The sequence below is a fragment of the Nocardia sp. NPDC049149 genome, assembly GCF_043197455.1.
Lineage (GTDB): Bacteria > Actinomycetota > Actinomycetes > Mycobacteriales > Mycobacteriaceae > Nocardia.
In genome coordinates this window covers 379,518-400,783 of sequence record NZ_JBICTD010000008.1, presented here as the reverse complement: position 1 = coordinate 400,783, position 21,266 = coordinate 379,518, and the positions used below count along the sequence as shown (strand labels likewise).

Annotated in this window: 20 protein-coding genes; 14 read left to right on the top strand and 6 right to left on the bottom strand. The window is 67.7% G+C overall.

All coding sequences use genetic code 11. The features are described 5' to 3' along the window. Positions 1-23: 23 nt before the first annotated feature. A complete protein-coding gene (locus ACGFNJ_RS31555; protein ID WP_393456372.1) occupies positions 24-1,181 on the bottom strand; it encodes an epoxide hydrolase family protein in 1,158 nt (385 codons plus the stop codon). A gap of 140 nt (positions 1,182-1,321) precedes the next feature. Here ACGFNJ_RS31555 and ACGFNJ_RS31550 point away from each other — a divergent pair, with 140 nt between their 5' ends. Beyond that, positions 1,322-4,153, top strand: coding sequence for an ATP-binding protein (locus ACGFNJ_RS31550; protein ID WP_393456369.1), 2,832 nt, complete (start codon positions 1,322-1,324; stop codon positions 4,151-4,153). Positions 4,154-4,172: 19 nt separating this feature from the next. Here ACGFNJ_RS31550 and ACGFNJ_RS31545 read toward each other — a convergent pair whose 3' ends face one another. Further along, entirely contained in the window at positions 4,173-4,547 is a 375-nt protein-coding gene (locus ACGFNJ_RS31545; RefSeq protein ID WP_393456366.1) for a hypothetical protein, read from the bottom strand. Between the two features lie 270 nt (positions 4,548-4,817). Next, entirely contained in the window at positions 4,818-5,411 is a 594-nt protein-coding gene (locus tag ACGFNJ_RS31540; RefSeq protein ID WP_393456518.1) for a TetR/AcrR family transcriptional regulator, read from the bottom strand. 108 nt (positions 5,412-5,519) lie between these two features. Between ACGFNJ_RS31540 and ACGFNJ_RS31535 the strand changes: the two genes are divergently transcribed. Beyond that, positions 5,520-6,551, top strand: a complete 1,032-nt coding sequence (locus ACGFNJ_RS31535; RefSeq protein ID WP_393456363.1) for a phosphotransferase family protein — start codon at positions 5,520-5,522, stop codon at positions 6,549-6,551. A gap of 46 nt (positions 6,552-6,597) precedes the next feature. Here the strand turns inward: ACGFNJ_RS31535 and ACGFNJ_RS31530 are convergent, their stop codons facing one another. Further along, the gene (locus tag ACGFNJ_RS31530; protein WP_393456360.1) at positions 6,598-7,767 is read right to left on the bottom strand and encodes a hypothetical protein; all 1,170 of its coding nucleotides are present in this window, start codon (positions 7,765-7,767) and stop codon (positions 6,598-6,600) included. A 120-nt stretch (positions 7,768-7,887) separates the two neighbouring features. Here ACGFNJ_RS31530 and ACGFNJ_RS31525 point away from each other — a divergent pair, with 120 nt between their 5' ends. The 9 genes from ACGFNJ_RS31525 (at position 7,888) to ACGFNJ_RS31485 (ending at position 17,356) form a co-directional block, all read left to right on the top strand. Further along, positions 7,888-9,519, top strand: a complete 1,632-nt coding sequence (locus tag ACGFNJ_RS31525; RefSeq protein ID WP_393456357.1) for an AMP-binding protein — start codon at positions 7,888-7,890, stop codon at positions 9,517-9,519. Continuing rightward, entirely contained in the window at positions 9,516-10,430 is a 915-nt protein-coding gene (locus ACGFNJ_RS31520; protein WP_393456354.1) for a phosphopantetheine-binding protein, read from the top strand. The genes ACGFNJ_RS31525 and ACGFNJ_RS31520 overlap by 4 nt, the downstream gene beginning before the upstream one ends. Beyond that, positions 10,427-10,789: a hypothetical protein gene (locus tag ACGFNJ_RS31515; RefSeq protein WP_393456352.1), complete on the top strand. Its 363-nt coding sequence runs from the start codon at positions 10,427-10,429 to the stop codon at positions 10,787-10,789. Before ACGFNJ_RS31520 ends, ACGFNJ_RS31515 begins: the two co-directional genes overlap by 4 nt. Positions 10,790-10,972: 183 nt before the next feature. After that, on the top strand, positions 10,973-12,097 hold the full coding sequence (locus tag ACGFNJ_RS31510; RefSeq protein WP_393456349.1) for a CaiB/BaiF CoA transferase family protein: 1,125 nt from the start codon (positions 10,973-10,975) through the stop codon (positions 12,095-12,097). 133 nt (positions 12,098-12,230) lie between these two features. Next, positions 12,231-13,259 carry a GAF domain-containing protein gene (locus ACGFNJ_RS31505; protein ID WP_393456346.1) on the top strand — a complete coding sequence of 343 codons (1,029 nt, stop codon included), beginning with the start codon at positions 12,231-12,233 and terminating at the stop codon, positions 13,257-13,259. A 37-nt stretch (positions 13,260-13,296) separates the two neighbouring features. Then, the gene (locus ACGFNJ_RS31500) at positions 13,297-15,093 is read left to right on the top strand and encodes an acyl-CoA dehydrogenase (RefSeq protein WP_393456343.1); all 1,797 of its coding nucleotides are present in this window, start codon (positions 13,297-13,299) and stop codon (positions 15,091-15,093) included. Between the two features lie 54 nt (positions 15,094-15,147). Then, entirely contained in the window at positions 15,148-15,771 is a 624-nt protein-coding gene (locus ACGFNJ_RS31495) for a QsdR family transcriptional regulator (RefSeq protein ID WP_393456340.1), read from the top strand. A gap of 173 nt (positions 15,772-15,944) precedes the next feature. Further along, the gene (locus tag ACGFNJ_RS31490) at positions 15,945-16,139 is read left to right on the top strand and encodes a hypothetical protein (protein ID WP_393456337.1); all 195 of its coding nucleotides are present in this window, start codon (positions 15,945-15,947) and stop codon (positions 16,137-16,139) included. Between the two features lie 83 nt (positions 16,140-16,222). Then, positions 16,223-17,356 carry a lipase family protein gene (locus ACGFNJ_RS31485; RefSeq protein ID WP_393456334.1) on the top strand — a complete coding sequence of 378 codons (1,134 nt, stop codon included), beginning with the start codon at positions 16,223-16,225 and terminating at the stop codon, positions 17,354-17,356. 2 nt (positions 17,357-17,358) lie between these two features. Here the strand turns inward: ACGFNJ_RS31485 and ACGFNJ_RS31480 are convergent, their stop codons facing one another. Further along, positions 17,359-17,943: an NAD-dependent epimerase/dehydratase family protein gene (locus tag ACGFNJ_RS31480; RefSeq protein WP_393456331.1), complete on the bottom strand. Its 585-nt coding sequence runs from the start codon at positions 17,941-17,943 to the stop codon at positions 17,359-17,361. 135 nt (positions 17,944-18,078) lie between these two features. Between ACGFNJ_RS31480 and ACGFNJ_RS31475 the strand changes: the two genes are divergently transcribed. From ACGFNJ_RS31475 to ACGFNJ_RS31465, 3 genes are all read left to right on the top strand, one after another. Further along, positions 18,079-18,828 (top strand): DUF6882 domain-containing protein, encoded by a 750-nt coding sequence (locus tag ACGFNJ_RS31475; RefSeq protein ID WP_393456328.1) that lies wholly within the window; start codon positions 18,079-18,081, stop codon positions 18,826-18,828. Positions 18,829-19,028: 200 nt separating this feature from the next. After that, a complete protein-coding gene (gene aspS, locus ACGFNJ_RS31470; RefSeq protein WP_393456325.1) occupies positions 19,029-20,315 on the top strand; it encodes an aspartate--tRNA(Asn) ligase in 1,287 nt (428 codons plus the stop codon). A gap of 120 nt (positions 20,316-20,435) precedes the next feature. Further along, positions 20,436-20,765: a hypothetical protein gene (locus tag ACGFNJ_RS31465; RefSeq protein ID WP_393456322.1), complete on the top strand. Its 330-nt coding sequence runs from the start codon at positions 20,436-20,438 to the stop codon at positions 20,763-20,765. A gap of 19 nt (positions 20,766-20,784) precedes the next feature. Here the strand turns inward: ACGFNJ_RS31465 and ACGFNJ_RS31460 are convergent, their stop codons facing one another. Continuing rightward, a complete protein-coding gene (locus ACGFNJ_RS31460) occupies positions 20,785-21,135 on the bottom strand; it encodes a hypothetical protein (RefSeq protein ID WP_393456319.1) in 351 nt (116 codons plus the stop codon). Positions 21,136-21,266: the final 131 nt, after the last annotated feature.

Below are 21,266 nucleotides of genomic sequence, written 5' to 3'. Positions count from 1 at the left end.
TGCCTGCCCCTTCGGTTATCGGTTCAGCTCAGCGTGCCGAAGAACGCTCGGACGTCACCGACGAGCAACTCGGGCACCTCGAGCGCCGGAAAGTGCCCGCCAGCATAGAACTCCGCCCAGTGCGTGATGTGGTGGGCTCGCTCGGCGAACCGGCGAATCGCATAGTCGCCGTCCTTGAACACCGCGACACCGGTCGGCACCGTGCCCTTCGGCTTGGGTGCGAACATGCTCGCGTCGTGGAACCGCTCGTAGTAGAAGTTCGCCACGCTGCGCGCGGTGTCGGTGAGCCAGTAGATGCTGACGTTCGCCAAGATCCGGTCCTTCGCGACGGCCTGCTCGGGCAGTTCGTGCGCCTGATCGACCCACTCCTTGTACTTCTCCACGATCCAACCGAGCTGACCGGTCGGCGAGTCGGCCACCAACTGCGCCAAGGTGTTCGGCCGCGAGCCCTTCAGTTTCATGTATGCCGAGCCGTCGTCCTGGAAGCTCTTCATCCGGCCGAGCCGCTCCCGCTCGGCATCGGTCAGCGCAGCCATATCCGCCGGGTCGCCGGTCGGGAAGGTGACCAGCGCGTTGACGTGCACGCCGAGCACATGATCCGGATCCAGCTGCCCGAGCACCGGTGCGAGGAACGCGCCGTGGTCGCCGCCCTGCACGCCGTAGCGGTCGTAGCCGAGCCGTGCCATCAGCTCGGCCAGCGCGGCGGCGACGCGACCGTCGTGCCAGCCCGTCTCGGTGAGCGGGCCGGAGAATCCATGTCCGGGCAACGAAGGAATGACCAGGTGGAAGGCGGGCGCATCCGGTGCGCCGTGCGCCTTCGGGTCGGTGAGCGGGCCGATGACGTCGAGGAAGTCGACCACCGAACTCGGCCAGCCGTGCAGCAGGAGCAGCGGGGTCGCGTCGGTTTCAGCAGACCGGATGTGCAGGAAGTGCACCTGCTGGCCGTCAATGGTGGTCAGGAACTGCGGGTAGGCATTGAGTTCCGCTTCGACCGCGCGCCAGTCGAACTTCTCCGCCCAGTACCCCGCGAGCTCCTTCAGGTACGCGGTGGGCACGCCGCGCTCCCAGCCCGTGCCGGGCAGGTCGTCGATCCAGCGGGTGCGGGCCAGCCGGTCGTGCAGGTCGTCGAGGTCGGCCTGCGGGATCTCGATGTGAAAGGGGCGGATGTCGTTGTTCGTCATGCCAGTAATACTTCGGGTAACGAGGGGGCCGGTGAATCACAAGAATTCGTTATCTTCGACGGCTTTACCTCTTTACCGGTGATGCGCGGGCCAGGCCGGCCGACTTGGCACCGACCGCGCGGTACGTGCATGATCGCGGAGTGGTGAGCTTTCCCGTCTGCGGTGCCTTTGTCGGACGGGCCGCCGAAATGTCGGCGTTGCAGGACGCCTGTCGAGATCCGGCGGTGCACACGGTGCTCGTGGCCGGTGAAGCCGGTCTCGGCAAGTCACGCCTGATCGCCGAGTTCACGACCAGGCTCGACGCGGACGCGGTGGTGGTCACCGGCCGGTGTCCGGAATTCGGCAACGACGGGATGGCGTTCGCGCCGTTCGTTTCGGTGATGCGCGCGCTGGTGCGCCGACTCGGAGTGGAACGGCTGACGACGGTGCTGCCGGTGACCCGGCCCGCACTGTCGCGCTGGCTGCCCGAGCTGGCGGCGCAGGCGGGCTCGGCCGAGCCGGAGACCGATCGGATCCGGTTGTTCGGCGAAATCCTGACCGTCCTCGAACAACTCGCGGCCCGGCACCCGGTGGTGGTCGTGCTCGAAGATCTGCACTGGGCCGATCATTCGAGCCGGGAGCTGCTCGCGTTCCTGGTCGCCAACGCGGCAGCGCGCGATCTGCTGCTGATCGGCACCTATCGCCCCGCCGAATCCCCGGCCCTGCGCCGGACCGTCGCCGCGATGCGCCGCGATCCCGGTGTGCGCCTCGTCGTTCCGCAACCGTTGACCCGGCACGAGGTGGGCAGGCAGCTCGCCGCGCTGTTCGGCCGGGAGCCCGAACCAGGGACAGTGTCGCGCATCTTCGCGCGCAGCAAGGGAATTCCGCTGTTCGTCGAGGCGCTCAGCGGCTCTACCGAGGACACGCCCGCCGATCTGTCCGAGCTGCTGCTCGGCTTCCAAGCCGCTCTGCCTCCGGAAACCCGTGCGCTACTCCAGCTTGCGTCCGTGGCGGGATCAACGGTGCGGCATGCGCTGCTCGCCGCCGCCACCGAACTCGACGAGACCACGCTGCACGGCGCGCTGCGTGAGTTGATCGATCAGCAGGTGCTCACCGCACAGGACGCCGGATACGAATTCCGGCACATCTTGATTCGCGACGCCGTCTACGACCACATGTTGCCGGTGCAGCGAAAACTGTTGCACGCCACCCTCGCCCATGCGCTGACCGAGGACGGCGAGCCGTCGGCCACCGACAACCGGGCGGGCGAGCTGGCGTATCACGCCTATGCCGCGGGTGATTCGCCGCTCGCGCTGAGCGCCGCATGGCAGGCGGCCGCGGCCGCGACCGGCGGGTACGGCGAGCAGCTGCGCCACCTCGATCGGGTACTCGAACTCTGGGATGCGGTGCCGGACGCGCAGACGCGGATCGGCCACGAACGGCTCGCGGTGCTCGAGCAGATCGCCGAAACCTGCTATCAGGCCGGCTTCGTCGATCGAGGTATCGCGGCCGCCGACGAGGCGTTGCGGCTGATCGACACCGACGACATGCCACAGCGCGCGGCCGGGCTGCTGCACCGGCGGGCCGGTCTGAACAACCAGAGCAGCGGTGGGTCCGATCGTGATCTGTTGAGCGCCTTGGCCTTACTGCCGGATCGGCCGCCGACCGTCCTGCGTGGCGAGGTGCTCGCCGAGCTCGCCGCGGTGCATGTCTTCGGTGGCGAGGTCGCGCGCGCTGAACGCGATGCGCTGGCCGCCGTCGAAGTGGCCGAAGAGCTCGGCGCCGTGGCTTTGGCTGCCCGCGCCTACGCGTATCTCGGCCTGGCCACCGCCGAGCGGTCCGAGACCGCCGTCGCTTACTTCGCGAAGGCGCATGCCGCGGCCGCCGCGGCCGCGGACCCACAGACCCTGGTCACCGTGGTGCTGTGGGAGTCGGCGGTCCTCGTCGCGGCCGGTGATCACACGGCGGCGATCGCGGCGATCCAGCAGGGCCTGCGTGCCGCGCACGAGACGTTCCGGTTCGTCGAGGCGGCGCCGATCCTGCTGGTCAAATGGGCCCAGGCGCTCACCGCGCTCGGCAGGTGGAACGAGGCGCTCGAACTCATCGATGAATCGCTGACCGAGCAGCTGCCGCCACTGAGTGAGGCCGCACTGCTGCTTTCCCATGCCCGAATTGTACTGGCGCAAGGTGATTCGGCCGCCGCGGGCACCAGCGCCGACCGTGCCGCCGGCCTGTTGAGCGACGGACCATGGGCTCGGCAGTACCAGATCCTGCTGCGAACCGTGCAGTGCGCGATCGCGCTCGACCTCGACCGGCCGCACCGCGCGGCCGAGCTCGCCGCCGAGGCGCTGTCGATCGACGACCTGCCCGCCCACCACCACGAGGTGTGGCCGCTGCTCACCATCGTGGCCAGGATCGACTACCCGCCAACAGATCTCGACCTCGTCGCCGAGTCGCTGCTGGTCACCACCGCGGGCGACACCGCCCATCGCGCGGTCTTCCGTGCGACTCGCCACGGCGGACCCGGTGCGTGGCACGAGGCCGTCGCCGCGTGGCGCGACCTGCGTCAACCCTACGAATTGGCCCGCAGCCTGCTCGGCGCGGCCGAAGCCGAACTGGCCGCGAGCAACAGGACCGCCGCACAGCCGCTGCTGCGCGAAGTGGCCGACATCGCCGCCGATCTCGGCGCCACTCCCCTGGCCGCGACCGTCCGCCGGATCGCCGACCGAGCCGGGCTCACCCTCGCCGACCGCGCCCCGCAACCCGCCGCCAAACAGCAGAGCACCTTCGGCCTCACACCACGGGAACTCGACGTGTTACGCCTCGTCGCACAGGGATTGAGCAACCGGCAGATCGCCGCAGAGCTCTTCATCAGCGGTAACACCGCCGGCGTGCACGTCTCCCGCATCCTCACCAAGCTCAGCGTCGCCACCCGAACCGAAGCGGCCGCCGCGGCCCACACCCACCACCTGCTGGATACCGGCGATCAGTAGCGGCTATATCGTCCTCCGGTCACAGAGCGACGCATTTGAGGAGGGTGCCGGAGACGCGGTCACAATCCTGGGGCAGACCGAAATCCGTCTCGACCTGCCTCGGGTGGCTATCGACCGGCATGGTGAAGACCGCGATCTTGCCGTGCCACCACCAGTTGGACAACGTGCCGCACTTTGTGCGGGAACCGGTCAGGTTGAATCTCGGGCTGGTCACCCACTTATTCTTCTGGTTCTTGCCGTAAATGTAAGCGTAGGGCGACTGCCCGCCGGAACACACTTGCACCTGCCAGTTCTGCGCCGCGTCGTCATCGTCGGCCTGTGCCACACCGGCGAGGCCACCCGCGGCGATGATGATCGCTGTCGCGCCAATGAGGGCACGTCGAAGTATCGACATCCGAATCTCCTTCAGATTTCCGACTCTAGAGCTGACCCTGATTCACGATCCACGGGCCAACAAGCAACCTTGTCGCCCGTATGAAATCCACTGTGCTACACGACTTTTAGCTATACCAGCCCCCGAAACTCGGGCCACTACCAACGGTCCGGACAGTTCCGCCGCTCGCCTCGGTGCATGCACCGGCCGCCGGACGCCCGGCAGCGGCTATCGTGCGGGGTCTGCCGAAAAATGATGTCACGGTACGCATTTACGCGTGACCGGTCTCTATCAACCTGCCGCACAGATTATTGCCAGTAGCGCGTCAGCCGTTCGTGTGCAGAAGGTTTCGGCGTCGTCGAGGCCATGAATCAAACCGCGCACCAGGGAACGAGCCACCAGGATGTCGAAAACCAGGTCGGCGGTGTCGGATTCGTCGGCGCCGGCGGGCAGGGCCGAGGCGAGGCGTTCGGCTAGCGCTTTGCGGGCGGGGAGGTCCGCGCGGTCCTGGAGCGCGCGATAGCGGTCCGGGGACCGGTGATAGGCGGACATGAGTCCGGGGAGCGCGGCCCGGGTGGCAGGCTCGGCGGTGCGCTGAAGGAAGACTCGCGCCCAGGCGACCAGGTCAGCGTGCAGGTCGTCGGTTTCGGCTGGGAGCCAGATGCTTTCGGCGCCGAAGACCGCGTCCTCGATCAGCGCCTCCTTGCCAGGCCAGCGGCGGTAGATGGGTGCGGTTCCGACGCCGGCTCTGCGGGCGACGGCGGCGATGGTGACGTCCTGGTAGCCCACCTCGGCGAGCATCGCACGGGTGGCCGCCAGCACCGCGTGATCGATCTGCAGGTCGCGCGGACGGCCCGACCTGGGGTTCGCCGGATCGGTTGACATCACATCGGGCAGCGTACCGGTCGCGAATCGACGAAAACAATTACGTTGTGGTGTGCAACGTAATACATTGTCGGGACCATGCTACGGCTACCCAGGGTGACAGACACGATGACCGAACTGCCCACACCGGAACAACTCCCGCCGCTGGTGGAGCAGGTGATTCGGCGACGCATGCCGAACGCCGAGCGGGCCACGATCGTCGAATGGCACCGTGCCGAGCACGGATTCGGCGCGGAGACTTATCTTTTGGCGCTCGACGGCGTCGAGGGCACCGACGATCCGCTCGGCCTGGTGTTCCGCAGACCGCCTACGGCGCCGATGTTCCCCGACTACGACCTGCGCCGCCAATTCCTGGTGATGAAACGGCTTGCCGCGACGGACATTCCGGCGCCGACCGTGCGCTGGATGGACACTGATCCGACCGATGTGGGCAGCGCTTATCTGCTGATGGATCTCATCCCCGGCGGTAGGACGCCGAGCGACTCGCCGCCGTACCACCTGGAGGGCATGTACGTCGATGCCGCGCCCGCAGATCGGACCAGGATGTGGTGGGGCTGCATCGACACCATGGCGCGGCTGCACCGGCTCGACCCGGCCGCGCTGCGTCTGGATGCCTTGCGGCTGCACCGATTCGGCACCGGCCCGGTCGAGCAGGCGGTGAACTATCTCGATTTCGCGGTGCATTGGGCGGCGCCGCAGGTACCGCCGACCATCGAGCGGGCGCTCACCTGGCTGCGCGACCACTGCTACGACCCCGACCATGTGACGCTCTGCTGGGGCGACTCCCGGTTGTCGAATGTGCTGTACGGCGCGGACTATTCGGTGCTCGGCGCGCTCGACTGGGAGATCGGTTACCTCGGCGACCACGAAGCCGACCTGGCCTGGCTGCTGCTCACCGATTGGGTATCCAGCGAGTACCTGAGCATTCCGCGCCTGCCAGGCACCCCGAGTCGCGAGGAGACCATCGCGCGGTACAAGGCGGCGACCGGCTGGCCGGTGCGGCAGCTGCGCTTCAACGAGATCCTCGGCGCGGTCCTGATGGCGCTGGCGCTGTTGCGGATCCAAGTCGTCCTCGGTATCGGCGACCTGTCCGCGGTGGCCGTGGCGCGGCTGGATCCGCTGCTCAGCGAAGGGCCGTGACACTGCGACGGCAGAGCCGGTGTCACCAGGCCGGTCAGCGGTGTGACTAGCTGGAAGGCAGCTCCCAGATCCGGATTTCTTCGATCAGCGAACTGGAGCTGGCTCCCGGATCCATCAGCCACGTCCATGCCACCACCCCCAAAGTCCCGCTGGGCAGCGGCGATTGCGTGTCGAGGTAGCGCATTCGATGGCCGTTCACGCTGATCACCAAATCGGCACCGTCGATCGTGGTACGGCACGAGGCACCGATCCTGGTCGCCTCATCCACGCGCAGTCCTGGCAACCTGTCCTGCGAGGCAAGCACGGAAACCCTGGACTCGGCGGGCTGCCCCATCGAGATACCCCAGTGCCCGGTACTGCTCACGGTGAACAGGTAGCGACGAGTGAAGAGTCCCGGTTCACCCCGGCACGTCAGACCGACTCCGCCCAATCCTGATTCGATACGCACCACGGCTTCCATGCACGTATTCGTCGACGCCGGAACCGGTGCGATGGCGTGGACGATCTGGGTACCGGCTACGGCCGTCAAACGGTATGCGCCGGAGGCATACTCGGTGTGACCGGCATCTTGCGGCCAGCCCGTGTCGGTCTTGTCGAAGCTGTCCTCCAAGACCAGCCGCCCACCCAGTTCCGTGCAGAACGACGATCGAGGTTCCGTTCGGGCGCTGTGGGATTCGGGCTTCGCGTCGTCCATGACCTGCCATCCGATGACGATAACCACGACTACCAGCACGGTGGCGGCCGTGAGCCATATCGGTCGGCGGCTCCTGCGACGCCGCCGCACCGCAGCGCCGGCTTCCACACGGATCGAATCATGGTCGGCGACATCGGACGCACCCGCAGTTGTCGAGCCTTCGGCCGTCGCGTCGTCGACGATATCGTTCGGTCCGCCGTGCTCGCCGAGGGCGTCTCTTGTCCGGATATAGCGCAGCCGCCAGATCCGGCGATCTCCGCCGCCGTCGGGTGGTTCGACCCCGGCCTGATCGATGAGACGTAGGCAGGTGTCGATGAAGATCTCGTAGGTCTCCCACCGTGGCATGGTCGGGTTGTCCGGATTGATGATGTTGCCGATGGTGGCCTTGCTGATACCACCCCTGCTGCCGGGTCCGCGGCCGGATGCGCGCGCGAGGGTTTTGAGGGAATCGGCCTGTGTCGTCCAACGCAGTTCGCGCAATTGGGTTTTGAGAACACGCAATTCGTGCAGCGGATCGGCCATGCGGACCTCCCTGGTCGTATTGTGACCAGCTCCGTCCAACGTTGTCCAGAATATCCGGTCGCCACCGCCGACTGCCCGATGCTGGATCGGTACCACCCGCCCAGAGGACGGAGTCCGACAATGACCAGGGGCGCCAACGCGTTCGACGCACCGACCGTGGTCGACACGATCGCCAGGAACGCCTGCGACGCCACCGTCACCGTGCTCGACGAGGACAACGTGGGAACCGCGGTCTCCTGGTCTGCGGTGCACCAGCAGGCTCGCCGACTGGCAACCGTATTGGGCGCGAAAGGAATCGGCCCGAATCGGCGGGTGGGGTTGCTTGGTGACACGAGCATCGATCTCATCGCGGCCATCCAGGCGGTGTGGCTGGTCGGAGCGGCGGTAACGCTACTGCCCGCCTTCGCGCCCGGCGCACCCGACGAGCACAGCCGAAACATCGCCGCGATCGTTGGCGACGCTCGGCTCGATCTCGTCGTCACGGACGTCCGGACCGCGCCCGCCGCGCAATGCGTGCATGCACGGGCAGTGACGCTCGACGCTCTCGTCACCGCCGCCGAGACCGTCGATCCGACCACACCGCGTCGGATCGCCCCCGACAGCCTGGCGGTGTTGCAATACACCAGTGGCTCCACGCGAGCGCCCCGCGGCATCGCGGTATCGCACGCGCACCTGGCCGCCAACATCGCGGCGATCAGCGTTGCCGTCGAGTACGGCAGCGGCGCCGACCGCGTGCTGAGCTGGCTGCCGCTCTATCACGACCTTGGCCTGATCTGCTTCCTGGTGCTGCCGATGTCGGCGGGCGGCGAGCTCGTGCTGCAATCACCGATGGCCTTCGCTCGACGGCCTGCGACCTGGCTGGAGGCGATCGCGAAGCACCGGATCACGGTGTCGGGCGCGCCGAACTTCGCGTACGAGTTGATGACTCGCGTCCTTGCCCGCGGAGTGCCGCTCGATCTGAGCTCGCTTCGGCTGCTCGTCAGCGGCGGCGAACCGGTGCATGCCGACACGATGGCGCGCTTCACCACCGCGGCGCGACGATGCGGTGTCGACCCTGCGGTGGTCACGCCGGCGTACGGACTCGCCGAAGCCACTGTCGCGGTGACCATCTCACCCCTCGGTGCCGGTGTCGGCGTGGACGAGGTCGATTCGCTCGTCTTGGAATCGGCCGGGCGGGCAATACCCGCAGCACCGGGCGCGCGTATTCGGCAACTGGTGAAGCTGGGTCCTGTGGTGCGCGGCACCTCGATACGAATCGTCGACCAGCGAACGAACGAGCCGCTCGCCGCACGCACCGTAGGCCACATCGAGGTGCGCGGTCCCTCCGTTGTCAGCCAAGGCTGGCTGCGCACCGGCGATCTCGGCTATCTGACCGACGATCGACAGCTGGTCGTGTGCGGGCGGGCGAAGGACATGCTGATCGTCTGCGGCCGCAACATCTTTCCCCAAGACGTGGAGGCGGCGGCACGGACTTCCGGAGTTCGTCCCGGTCGGGTCGCCGCCTTCGGAATACCCGGCGACCTCGGCGACCACCTCGTGATCGCCACCGAGGCGGACGACGACACGGACGAGCTGCGCCGCAGCCTCGTCGCGGCCGTTCTCGACGGCGTTGGACTGCGTCCGCATGCCGTCGTTGTCGTGCCGATCGGCGACCTGCCGAGAACCTCGTCGGGGAAGTTGCGACGCGCCGAAGCGCGCCGCCGCTATACGGCGCAAGCACTGAACAGCTCCCAGGAAAGGACGTTCCAGTGACCACGATCGACCACGTCAGCGTCGGCACGGCCGCACCTGCGGCACCGCGGGAAAGACTGCGCGCCGAGCTCGCGGACTTGTTGCACCGCGATCCCGCTGCCCTGCCGGACACCGCTCAGCTGGTTGCGGACCTCGGTGTGGACAGCCTCGCCATGATGACCGTGTCGGTGTGGCTCGGCACGCACGGCGTGCGCATGCAGACCGAGCAAGGACGTCGCGGCACCGTCGGCGAGGTGCTTTCGCTCGCGCAAGCCGTTGCGGACAAGCCTGTTCAACTGACGATCCGCACCGCGGGCACGGCATCGTCAGGCCCGCACCAGGTCCCCGAACCGGCGCCGTCGCCGCCAGATCCGCTCGCTCCTGTCCTGGCGACCGCGGTGTTTCGACTCGACGCCCTCCAACCCGTCGACACCGAGTACCTCTACGCGCTCGCGGTTCGTCCGGAGAACTGCTTCCGCTGGCGATACCGCGGGGTGCCGCCTGCGCCAGATCGCTTCGTCGAAGAGCTGTGGACACAAGTGGTCGCGCAGTATCTCGTGCGTCGCGTCGAGGACAACGAACCCGCCGGGCATGTCGTCGCCTACAGCGCCGATCGCACCATCAGCCACGCCTACGTCGGCGCCGTCTTCGAGCCGAAGTACGCCGGAACCGGGCTGGCCGCCGAGGTGATCAGCCTGTTCGTCCGATATCTGTTCCGTACCTTCCCCTTTCGCAAACTTTATCTGGAGGTCCCAGGATTCAACTGGCCACAGCTGAGCAGTGGCGAGGGCCGGTACTTCCAGGTCGAGGGTCGACTGCGTGACCACGTCTATTACGCCGGGCGTTACTGGGACCAGTACGTCTGCGCGATCTACGCAGACCAGGCGTCCGAGGAACCGACCTCGGAGTGCAATGAGAGGAAACCGTCATGAGATCACCTGTTCGCCGCGGAATGCTGGTCGGCGCATCGAGTCTCGGCATCGCCGCCGCGACGCTCGCGCCGGTCGGCGCGGCTGCCCAGGATGCCCCAGCACCGGCACCGGATCCGTTCTCCGCGTTGACGTTCGAGGCCGCGAAGGACCGGACTCCGCTGCCACCATGTGTCGATGTACATCACTCGACCGATTGGCGCCAGAACAAGCTCGATGTCACGAATCACTGTGGCTACGGGGTCAATTGGTTCGTCGACAAGGAAGGACCCAACATGGATTGTCGGCACACGCCCGCGGGCGGCCACGACCGCGTCACCTGGGGCATTCAAGACGCCTATCACGGCACCTACAAGTGCTAGTGAGTATGCGGGCGAATCCCGGGGCAGCCCCGGGATTCGTCATGAGCGCTTCGGTCATGGTGTTTCGAGCGCGCCGGTCATTGGCGCAGGCCGCGCGCGGACCTAGCCTCGGGGTGACCGATCCGACGGCCGGGGTTCGGCCATGGCCGCATGCCACCGTCGACTGCGACAGAGAGCGGAGACATGGGACCACTGCACGGCGTGAAAGTCATCGAGGTCGCCAGCCTCGCACCGGGTCCGTTCGGCGCGATGATCCTGGCCGATCTCGGTGCCGAGGTGCTTCGGGTCGACCGCGGCGGCAAACCCGGCGAGGGCATCGTGTCGCCCGAAGGCCCGCTCGATCGCGGAAAGCACTGCATCACACTGGATCTGAAGGTCCCCGCGGACCGGGACACCTTGCTCGCGCTCGCGGAGCACGTCGACGTGTTCATCGAAGGATTCCGGCCCGGCGTCGCCGAACGGCTCGGCATCGGCCCCGCGGACCTGGCCGCGCGCAACCCGCGCCTGATCTACGGCCGGATGACCGGCTGGGGCCAGGAGGGTCCGCTGGCGCACACCGCCGGCCACGACATCGACTACATCGCGATCTCCGGCGCGCTCGGGCTCGCAGGGCGCGCGGGCGAGCCGCCGGTGCCGCCCGCGAACATGCTCGCCGACTACGCGGGCGGCGGCATGCTGCTCGCGCTCGGTGTTCTCGGCGCGCTCTTCGAACGCGAGCGTTCCGGCAAGGGCCAGGTGATCGACGCGGCCATGGTGGACGGCTCCGCCCTGTTCACGGCCTCGATGCACGGACTGCACCACCTCGGCCTGTGGAACTTCCCGCGCGGGGAGAACATGCTCGACGGCGGCGCACCGTTCTACGACACCTACGCATGCGCCGACGGCCAGTATCTCGCGGTCGGCTGCGTCGAGATCCCGTTCTACAACCAGATGCTCGCCATCCTCGGCATCGACGACCCCGACCTGCCCTTCCAACTGGACAAGAACGGCTGGCCGCAGCTCAAAGAGGTGCTCGGCGCCAAGTTCAAGGAACGCACCCGCGACGAATGGGCCGAGGTCTTCGCGGGCTCCGACGCCTGTGTCGCCCCGGTGCTTTCGCCGTGGGAAGCCCCCGACCACCCACACAACCAGGCCCGCGACGCGTTCATCGAGATCAACGGTGTCCGCCAGCCCGCCCCTGCGCCGCGCTTCGGCCGCACCCCCGCCGCAACGCCTGCTCCGCTGGCGGCCGAGCCGGATCAGGTCCGCAAGCTGCTGGCCGGATGGGGCGTCGACGCCGCCAGGATCGATCACGTCACCACCCCCTGAACCACCCGCATTTCGCGGTGATTCGGTCCGGCACACCAGCCCGCTGTTCAGGAGGACGACCTCGGTGAACCAGCAGCTGAGCAGTGCCCGGCTTCCGCTCGAAACCCGAACGCGTGCAGTACCGTTGATAGTCATGCGCGGGGAGTGGCTGTTGATCGAATGCATCCGTCACGAAGCAACCGTGATGGCGGTGGGGCGAACGCCGATCGGGCTGGAGCCGCTCGACACGGCGCTCGGTGCGCAGCAGCTGCATACCGCGCGGCTGGCGATCAGCCAGGTGCGGGCGACCGGGCAGCGCTGGGAGGAGTTCTCCCGCACCCGCGACGAGCACGTCATCGCCGAGCCCATCGCCAATGTGCTCGGCATGGTGCACGGGGTCCGTTTGTGGATCGGGAAACTGGACGACCAGGTGCCGCCGCGCACGCGCTCGGGCGCATGGGACTGGAATCTCGACAAGATGACCGCGCTGGCCACCGACGAATTGCACGCGCTCTACGCGGTCCCGCCGGAGCGGCGCAGGACCGAGATCTCGCGGGTGTCGTCGCTGCGGCATGTGACCGCGGCGGAGGATCCGGCCGAGGCGCTGGCCGCTGCGCTGTCGGCGGACCAGAGCCTGGTGTATCAGAGCACCTGGCAGATCACCCGCGACGATCAGGTGCGCAGGGACATCAACTGGGCCGCGCGCGGTGGCATGGTCGGCAACCAGCGGTTCCTGCACGGCCTCACGCACGACATCACCGAGGGCTACGACGAGGACGCGCCGCTGCCGCCGCGCACCTTCGCCGAGGCGCTCGTCGATGCCGACCTCGACGGCGGCCCCGACGTCTACTACGCGCTCGTCGACTTGAAGACGCTGACCGCCTATCGCTGGCTCGGCGCTGAAATGCCCGGCGTGGCTTGGGAACTCACCGGTGACCCGGAGCTCGATCCGGCGCTGCATCCCGACGACCTCTCGATCGCCAGGCAGATCGCCCGCGCCGTGCAGTACGGCCCCGCGACCGGGACGGTGCGGCTGCGCGACACCAGCGGCGGGTGGCTAGAGGTCGACGTGGAGGCCAAACGGCTCGTGCTCACCCATACCCCGGAAGTCGCCACCGCCCTGGTCGAGATCACCAGGCCCGGGTCGGGTAGCCCCGGACTCACCGCAGGCGAACGACCGTAAGATACGCTAGTCGGTGAATGTCTCGAAAGGACGGGCGATGCGGTCTACGCTACTTTCTCGGCGCGATCTCGAATTCCTGCTGTACGAATGGCTGGACGTCGAGGGACTCACCAAACGCGATCGGTACGCGGATCATTCGCGCGAGACGTTCGACGCCATCCTCGAGCTCAGCGCGGACCTGGCGACCAAATACTTTGCGCCGCACAACAAGCTGAACGACGCGAACGAGCCGACGTTCGACGGCGAGCGCGTCACCATCATTCCGGAGGTCGGCGTCGCGCTCGACGCCTTCGCCAAGGCCGGATTGCCCGCCGCGGCAATGGATTACGAGCTCGGCGGCGCACAGCTGCCGGTGACCGTCGCGCAGGCCGCCTACGCCTGGTTCCAGGCCGCCAACCCCGGCACCGCCGGCTACTCGTTCCTCACCGTCGCCAACGCGAATCTCCTGCTCTCCCATACCGGCCCCGAGCTCACCGAGCGGTTCGTGCGGCCGATGCTCGACGGGCGGTTCTTCGGCACCATGTGCCTGTCCGAGCCGCAGGCGGGTTCCTCGCTCGCCGACATCGTCACCAAGGCCGAACCGCAGGACGACGGCACCTACCGGCTCTTCGGCACCAAGATGTGGATCTCCGGCGGCGACCACGAGCTCGGCGAGAACATCGTGCACCTGGTGCTGGCGAAGATCCCCGGCGGTCCGGCGGGCACGAAGGGCATCTCGCTGTTCGTGGTGCCGCGGTTCCTGGTCGGCGAGGACGGCGCGCTCGGCGAACGCAATGACGTCGCGCTCGCCGGGCTCAACCACAAGATGGGCTTCCGCGGCACCGTGAACACGGTGCTCAACTTCGGCGAGGGCCGCTGGACGCCGAACGGCGCGGCGGGCGCCGTCGGCTATCTGGTCGGCGAACCGCATCGCGGGCTCAGCTACATGTTCCACATGATGAACGAGGCGCGCATCGGCGTCGGCCTGGTCGCGACGGCGCTCGGCTACACCGGCTACCTCGAATCCCTCGACTACGCGCGCACCCGCGCCCAGGGTCGTGCGAAGCTGCCCGCCGATCCGACCGCGCCGCAGCGCCCGATCATCGAGCACGCCGACGTCAAGCGCATGCTGCTGGCCCAGAAGTCGTACGCGGAGGGCGCACTGGCGCTGGTGCTCTACTGCGCCAAGCTGGTCGACGAACAGCGGACCGCCGACAACGCGGACGACACGAAGTCGCTGACGCTGTTGCTCGACATCCTCACCCCGATCGCCAAAAGCTGGCCGTCGCAATGGTGTCTGGAGGCGAACAGTCTCGCCATCCAGGTGCTCGGTGGCTACGGCTACACCCGCGAGTACAACGTCGAACAGCACTACCGGGACAACCGTCTCAACCCGATCCACGAGGGCACCCACGGCATCCAGGGCCTTGATCTGCTCGGCCGCAAGGTAACCCAGCAGGGCGGCGCCAGCCTGATCGCGCTCGGCGCCAGGGTGCAGGCAACGGTGGACGCGGCGCGCGCCGTCGGCGGCGAGGCGGGCGAGCTTGCCGCACAGCTGGATTCGGCGTGGCAGCGGCTGGTGCAGGTGACCGCAGGACTGTTCGCGTCCGGCGATGTCGCTGCGGCGCTGGCGAACAGCTCGGTCTATCTGGAGGTGTTCGGCCATACCGTGCTCGCCTGGATCTGGCTCGAGCAGCTGCTGGCCGCCGAGGGACAGTCCGGCGACTTCTACAACGGCAAGCGGCACGCGGCGCGTTATTTCTTCCGGTTCGAGTTGCCCAAGACGGCACCGGGATTGGACCTGCTCGCCCGGCTCGACACCACTACGCTGGAGATGCGCGACGCCTGGTTCTGACCGCGCAAACCTGGTTCGGTTCGGTACATGAGCCAAACGATGTATCATTTTGCGATGACCACCCCGAGCCAACGCACCACGCGCCCACCAGGACGACCGGCGTCGGCGACCAGGGAACAGGTCATCGAACTCGCGCGCCGGGCATTCCTGGCCGGTGAGCGCGTGGATATTCAGGCGATCGCCGCAGAGCTCGGGCTGAGTCGCGCGTCGGTCTACCGCTGGTTCGGCTCCCGCGAGGGCGTGCTCGGTGCCGTGCTCGCCGGCGAATTCGCCGCGCTGCTCAGCAGGGCCGACGCCAGACGCCGCTCCATCGGCGCCCGGCGCATCCTCGACGTGCTGTACCGGGTGAATCGCTGGATGGTCGACAACGAGCCGTTCCGCCGCTACTTCGAGAACGAGCCGCTGGCCGGGCTGCGCATCCTCACCGCGAGCGACGGGCCGGTGCAGCCGCTGGTGGTCACGGCGGTGCGTGAGCTCATCGCCCGTGCCGAACGCGAAGACGCCTACATCCCACCGGTCGAGGCGGGCCTGCTCGCCTACACCCTGGTCCGGCTCGGCGAGGCCTTCCTCTACAACGACAACGTGGCAGGCATTCGCGGCGACGTCGACCGGCTGCATGAGGTGCAGGCCGCGCTGCTCGGCATCCCCGAAACCGTTGTCCGCGACCCGGACCGCTGAGCATGGCGAAACCACTACTGCACCAGCGCTTTCCCACCCTCGTGACACACCGATGCCATAATCCTCGGCTCTCCCGAGGGCGGCGCGTACCCGGCTGCCGCAGCGCGGGTCACGGCACCGCGCAGGTCGCCGATATCTATCACCGCGAAACTAGCGAACGTACGGTCTACACAGTGAAATCGTCGATACAAGAGGGTGATTCGGGAGGCGCACTGGTGGACACCCGTGGCCGTGTGCTCGGCCTCGTCTTCAGGGTCGATCGGGGCGACAACGGCACAGGATTCGCGGTTGACCTGCGCTTCCAGCTCGGCCGACTCGGACAGGAGCACGCGGCGGCCGCCGTCGGCACCGGGCCGTGCGTCTCCTGACCCTGTCGACGAAACCCGCACTCGCACTGGCGGATATCCGACACCATGATCATCAGGTGCGCTGGTCCGTCTAGGGTCGCGGCATGCGTTTTGCCCTTACCGTCGTCGCCGCGGTCGTGCTGTCGCTGACCGGCGCGACGTCCGCCCACGCGCAGCCTCCGGCGCCGGGAACCGTGGTCGAGTCGACACCGCTGTCGGGTACGGAGCTGATCCCCAACGCGGGCAGTGGTTTCCGGGTCGTCTATCGAACGACCGGGCAGAGCGGGCAGCCGGAAGTCAGCGGGGGCATGGTCTATGTGCCCGCGGGTGCACCGCCTGCGGGTGGTTGGCCGGTGGTGTCGTGGGGTCACGGCACCTCCGGGATGGTCCAGGGTTGTGCGCCGAGCCGGACCGACAACATTATCGGCGGGACGGTGGATCAGGCGCCCGACCTGTCCCGCTTCCTCGGCGCCGGATATGCCGTCGCCGCAACCGATTACATCGGGCTCGGCGCGCCCGGCTACCACGACTACCTCGGCGGCCGCGCCGCGGGGCATGCGGTGATCGATGTCGTCCGGGCCGCTCGCACCCTCGTACCCGAGGTGTCCGCCGCGTATGTCGCCTCCGGCCTTTCCCAAGGTGGGCACGCGGCACTGTTCGCCGGCTCGATGGCCACCGAGTATGCGCCGGAACTGAACCTGCGCGGCGTGCTCGCCTTTGCGCCCGCGTCGAACGTCGAGCGATTGATCGGGCTGATGGGCCCGACCACACCGGTGATCCCGTTGGTCAACGGGATCATGACCAACGGCGTACTGGCGATCGCCGGTCTGGCGCACGCGCGCCCAGACGTGCCGATCGCCGACTTCCTCACCGCGCGAGGCCGCGAAGCCGTCCGGGTTGCCGAGACGAGCACCGATTGCTGGGATTCCGTGCAGCGCATGGTCCGCGGCCGCCCGCCGGGCGAGTTGCTGGCGAAGCCCTTGGCGGACCCCGTTTTCGAGGCAGCGTTCCGGGACTACATCGTCATTCCGGAGACTGGATACCGCGTGCCGATCCGCATCGCCCAAGGCGTCCTCGACGACATCATGCCGCTACCCGCGGCGTTGATCCTCCAGCAGCAACTCGCGCAAGGCGGCACACCGGCGGATCTGCGGGTCTACCCCACCGCGACGCACAACAGCATCGTCTCGGTCGCCGGACCGGACGCGCTCGACTTCCTACGCCAGACCTTCGGCTGAGGTCACGGGTTGTCGGCGACGATCACGACGCCGCTCGGCGCATCGAGCAACGGGACCGTCTGCGCCGCAGCGCTGTCCACGTGCACGCGCGGGTGGCTCGGCAGTTCGGTCTCGTAATAGGTTCCCGGGCCATAGAACTGGCCGTACTTCACCACGACGCCGTCGATATCGAGCACGGCGGCCTCGTGCTCGGTGATCACCCGGCTCCGCCCACCCGCCGGTTCCCACGCAATGCTCTGCGCGAGAAAACGTTTCGCGCCCGCGGCGCGGGCCGCGGCGATCAGGTTGTGGGTGCCCTCGCTGCGGATGCGCGAATTCGCCTCGGCGAGCTCGGGAATCAGCGCGGCGTCGTCGGGGAGGTCGGTCAGCTGGTGCATGACCAGGTCGGGGCCGTAGCCGACGACGGCGGCGGTCAGCGCGTCCAGGTCGTACACATCGCAGATCACCGGCTCCGCCCCGGCCGCACGCACCTGCTCCGTTTTCGCCGCCGACCGGGTCATCCCCGCGATCTCGTGCCCCGCCGCCACCAGCAGCGGCACCAACCGTGTTCCGATGACGCCTGTCGCGCCCGCGAGAAAAATACGCACAATTAGATCGTAATGATATGCGCCGCACACGCCACGATCTGGTCGACTTACTGGGGCGACAGTATTACGAGACCCCGACGGACATCAATTCTATGGGGGTGCGGCACCTCGGCATTTTGGACAGTATGAGCTTCCGTGACCGCTTATCTCGACCCTGAATCACCGACCCTCGAACAATTGCGCATCGATGCCGCACTGATGTCCTACGAACATCAGGAACACTGCGTCGAAGTGCTCGGTGAACACAGCTGGCAGGTCAGTTATGAACCACCACGATTCGAGTTCGTCGGCGACCATTCCTTGTCGTGCACGCGTTTTCACGTGCTCGGCACCGCGGCGCCCGGCCCGCAGAGTTGGCTGTGGAGTTGGGCCAACGACGACTGGTATCCGCCCGAGGTCACCGAGCTGGCCCGATCGGTGCGCGACTACGGTCTGCGCCACGGCATTCCGGAACTGTGCACGCCCGAGGTCCCGTTCGCGGACCTGCCGGACGCACCGACCGAACCGAGCCGGGTCACCTGGCTGATCGGCGAACTGGCCAAGGCGGTCTCCGGCTGCTGGACCTGGTACAGCTGCGAGGTCGGCCGCGGCACCCGGCTTGCGGTCCTGATCGAACACCCCGACCTGAGCGTGCCTGCCCCCGAACCGCTCGGCGTCATGCACACCCTCAACGGCGTCTTCGCCCTCGGCCTGCCCAACCACCGGCGCGCCATCGAGAGCTACGCCATCCAACGCGGCCTGACGACCCAATTCAGCACGGAGGAAGCCAAGATTCGGGTCGCAGGACCGACGTTCGATGTTGTCGTCGCGTTCAACGACGACAACATGGCCACCGGGATGTCCATGTCGAACAAGGCGGTCCGACGGCCGCCCGAGCAGAAATAGTTTCGGCTCGCGCGCCGCGCCCGGTTAGACTCCGGACGCGGCGCCGACGAGCGTGACGAACTCCGAGCCGCGTCGGCCGGTCACCGACTCGACAATCGACCAGTAGAGGCAGCCAGTGCATGCGCTGCGAAGGTGTGGTGGCACCGCGACGGACCCGATCGCCCACACCTCCCGGGGACAGCAACCAGGAGGTGACACTGATGCCACGCACACTCTGTTCGGCCCTCGCCGCGACACCGGCCGACCCGGTGACCGTCGAGGGATGGATACACCGACGCAGACAACTCGCGACCGTGACGTTCGTCGTGCTGCGCGACCGCTCCGGACTCGCCCAGGTGGTGGCGACGGATCCCCTTGTCCGGGAACAGGTTTCGGGCCTGCCGGAGGAAACGGTGGTCCGGGTGACCGGCACCGCGAGCACAAACCCGAAGGCGCCGGGCGGGGTCGAGATCGTCGACCCGACGATCCGCCCGCTCGGCGCGCCCGCCGAGCCGCCGCCGCTCGAACTGTGGCGACCCGAGCTCGGCGGCACGCTGCCGACCGTGCTCGACCATGCCGCGCTCAGCTGGCGTCATCCCACCCGCCAGGCGGTCTGGCAGCTCGCCGCGGCCTCGCTGGCCGGGTTCCGGCGCCATCTCGACGGCGCGGGGTTCACCGAGGTCGCGACCCCGAAGATCGTCGGCCAATCCACCGAGTCGGGGGCAAACGTGTTCCCGCTGGACTACTTCGGCGCGACCGCATACCTGGCCCAGTCCCCGCAGCTCTACAAGCAGATCCTGACCGGTGTCTTCGAGCGGGTCTACGAGGTGGGCCCGGTCTTTCGCGCCGAACCGCACGACACCGCGCGCCACCTCGCCGAATATGTCTCGCTCGACGTCGAATTCGGGTTCATCGACGACCATCGCGACGTACTCGCCCGGCTCAGGACCACACTCGCCGCGATGATCGACGCCATCCGCGAAAGGGCAGGCGCCGCAGTCGAAGTCCTCGACGCCGAGCTCCCGGTGGTGCCCGAGCAGATCCCGGTGATTCACTTCCGGGAAGCACTCGAGCTCGTCGGGGCGCCGTCGACCGAACCGGACCTCGCCCCGGAGCACGAGCGCTTCCTCGGCAAGTGGGCGAAGGCGCAGTTCGACTCGGATTTCCTTGCGGTGGAGGGATATCCGGCCGTCAAACGGCCCTTCTACACGCACCCGGAGCCAGCTGACCAGCGCTGGACGAACTCGTTCGACCTGCTGTTCCGCGGGCTCGAACTCGTCACCGGCGGCCAACGCCTGCACAACCACGCCGACTACCTCGCGGCGCTGGCGGCGCGCGGCGAGGATCCGGCGGAGTATGCGCCGTACCTGGCGGCCATGCGCCACGGCATGCCACCGCACGGCGGGTTCGCGATCGGCTTGCAGCGGTGGGTCTCCCGCCTGATCGAAGCCGACAACATCAGGCGCGCCACCTTGTTCCCCCGCGACCTGCATCGCCTGCGCCCGTGACGGACTGACCGCGGCGATACTCCGGTATCGCCACGGTCTTGTCCCGTTCCCGATCCACCCGGCCGCCGTCGGCGGTAGCGTGGGGACCGCTGTGACGCGACCGCGACGGAAGGTGGGGCGATGACGATCGGTGGCTCAGTACGGCAACTCAGGGCGGACATGGGCAGCACGCGCGTTTACGGCGAGCCTTTCGAAACCGGTGACGGATCCACCGTTATCACGGTCACCAGGGTGGCCGGTGGACCGTTCGCGCCGACGCCGCTGGGCATCTTCGTGGTGCACAACGGCGAGGCGAAGTGGGTTCCGACGCGCGACGCCACGCGGCTGGAGCTGTTCGGCCTCGCCATCGGGATGGCGGCGACGGTCATCTCGCTGCTCGCGGTATTGCGCCGACCGCCGTGGCCCGACCTGTCCCCCGCGGGGTTCAGAGCGATGCACAAACCCGGCTAGTCCCGATGGTGCGGGTAACTCAATTCTCGTAGACGTAGCAACCGAATCCGTCGACCTTCGCCGGAAGTGACGCTTCGCCATAGGCGTCCTTGGTTGCGCCTTCACAGACGGCCGTCATGCCGGGCTTCGGGGCAACGCCTCGTTTATGCAGCCGGAACTTCTGCTTGATCGGCCCGGCCGATGGCGCGCCGTTGCTCGCCTCGCAGTGCCCGGAACCTATTGCGCCGACCTGCTCCGGCTCTTCGATGTCGTCGCAGATGTAGGACCATTGTTCCTCGGCGCGCGCGGCACCGGCGAATCCGATCGATCCGGTGGCGGCCGCCAGGAAAACACCCGCTAGGAGCGCGATCCGGACTGGACTCATGCGCATGAAAATCCCCATCCTATCGATGATTTCGGTCGATTCGACCGCCCGCTGCGCGGGCACGTGCCAGTGTGGCGCCGGGCGGTGCGAATCGGTGCGAGGTAACACGCGATAGCGCGAACCGTAGCGGAAGAATG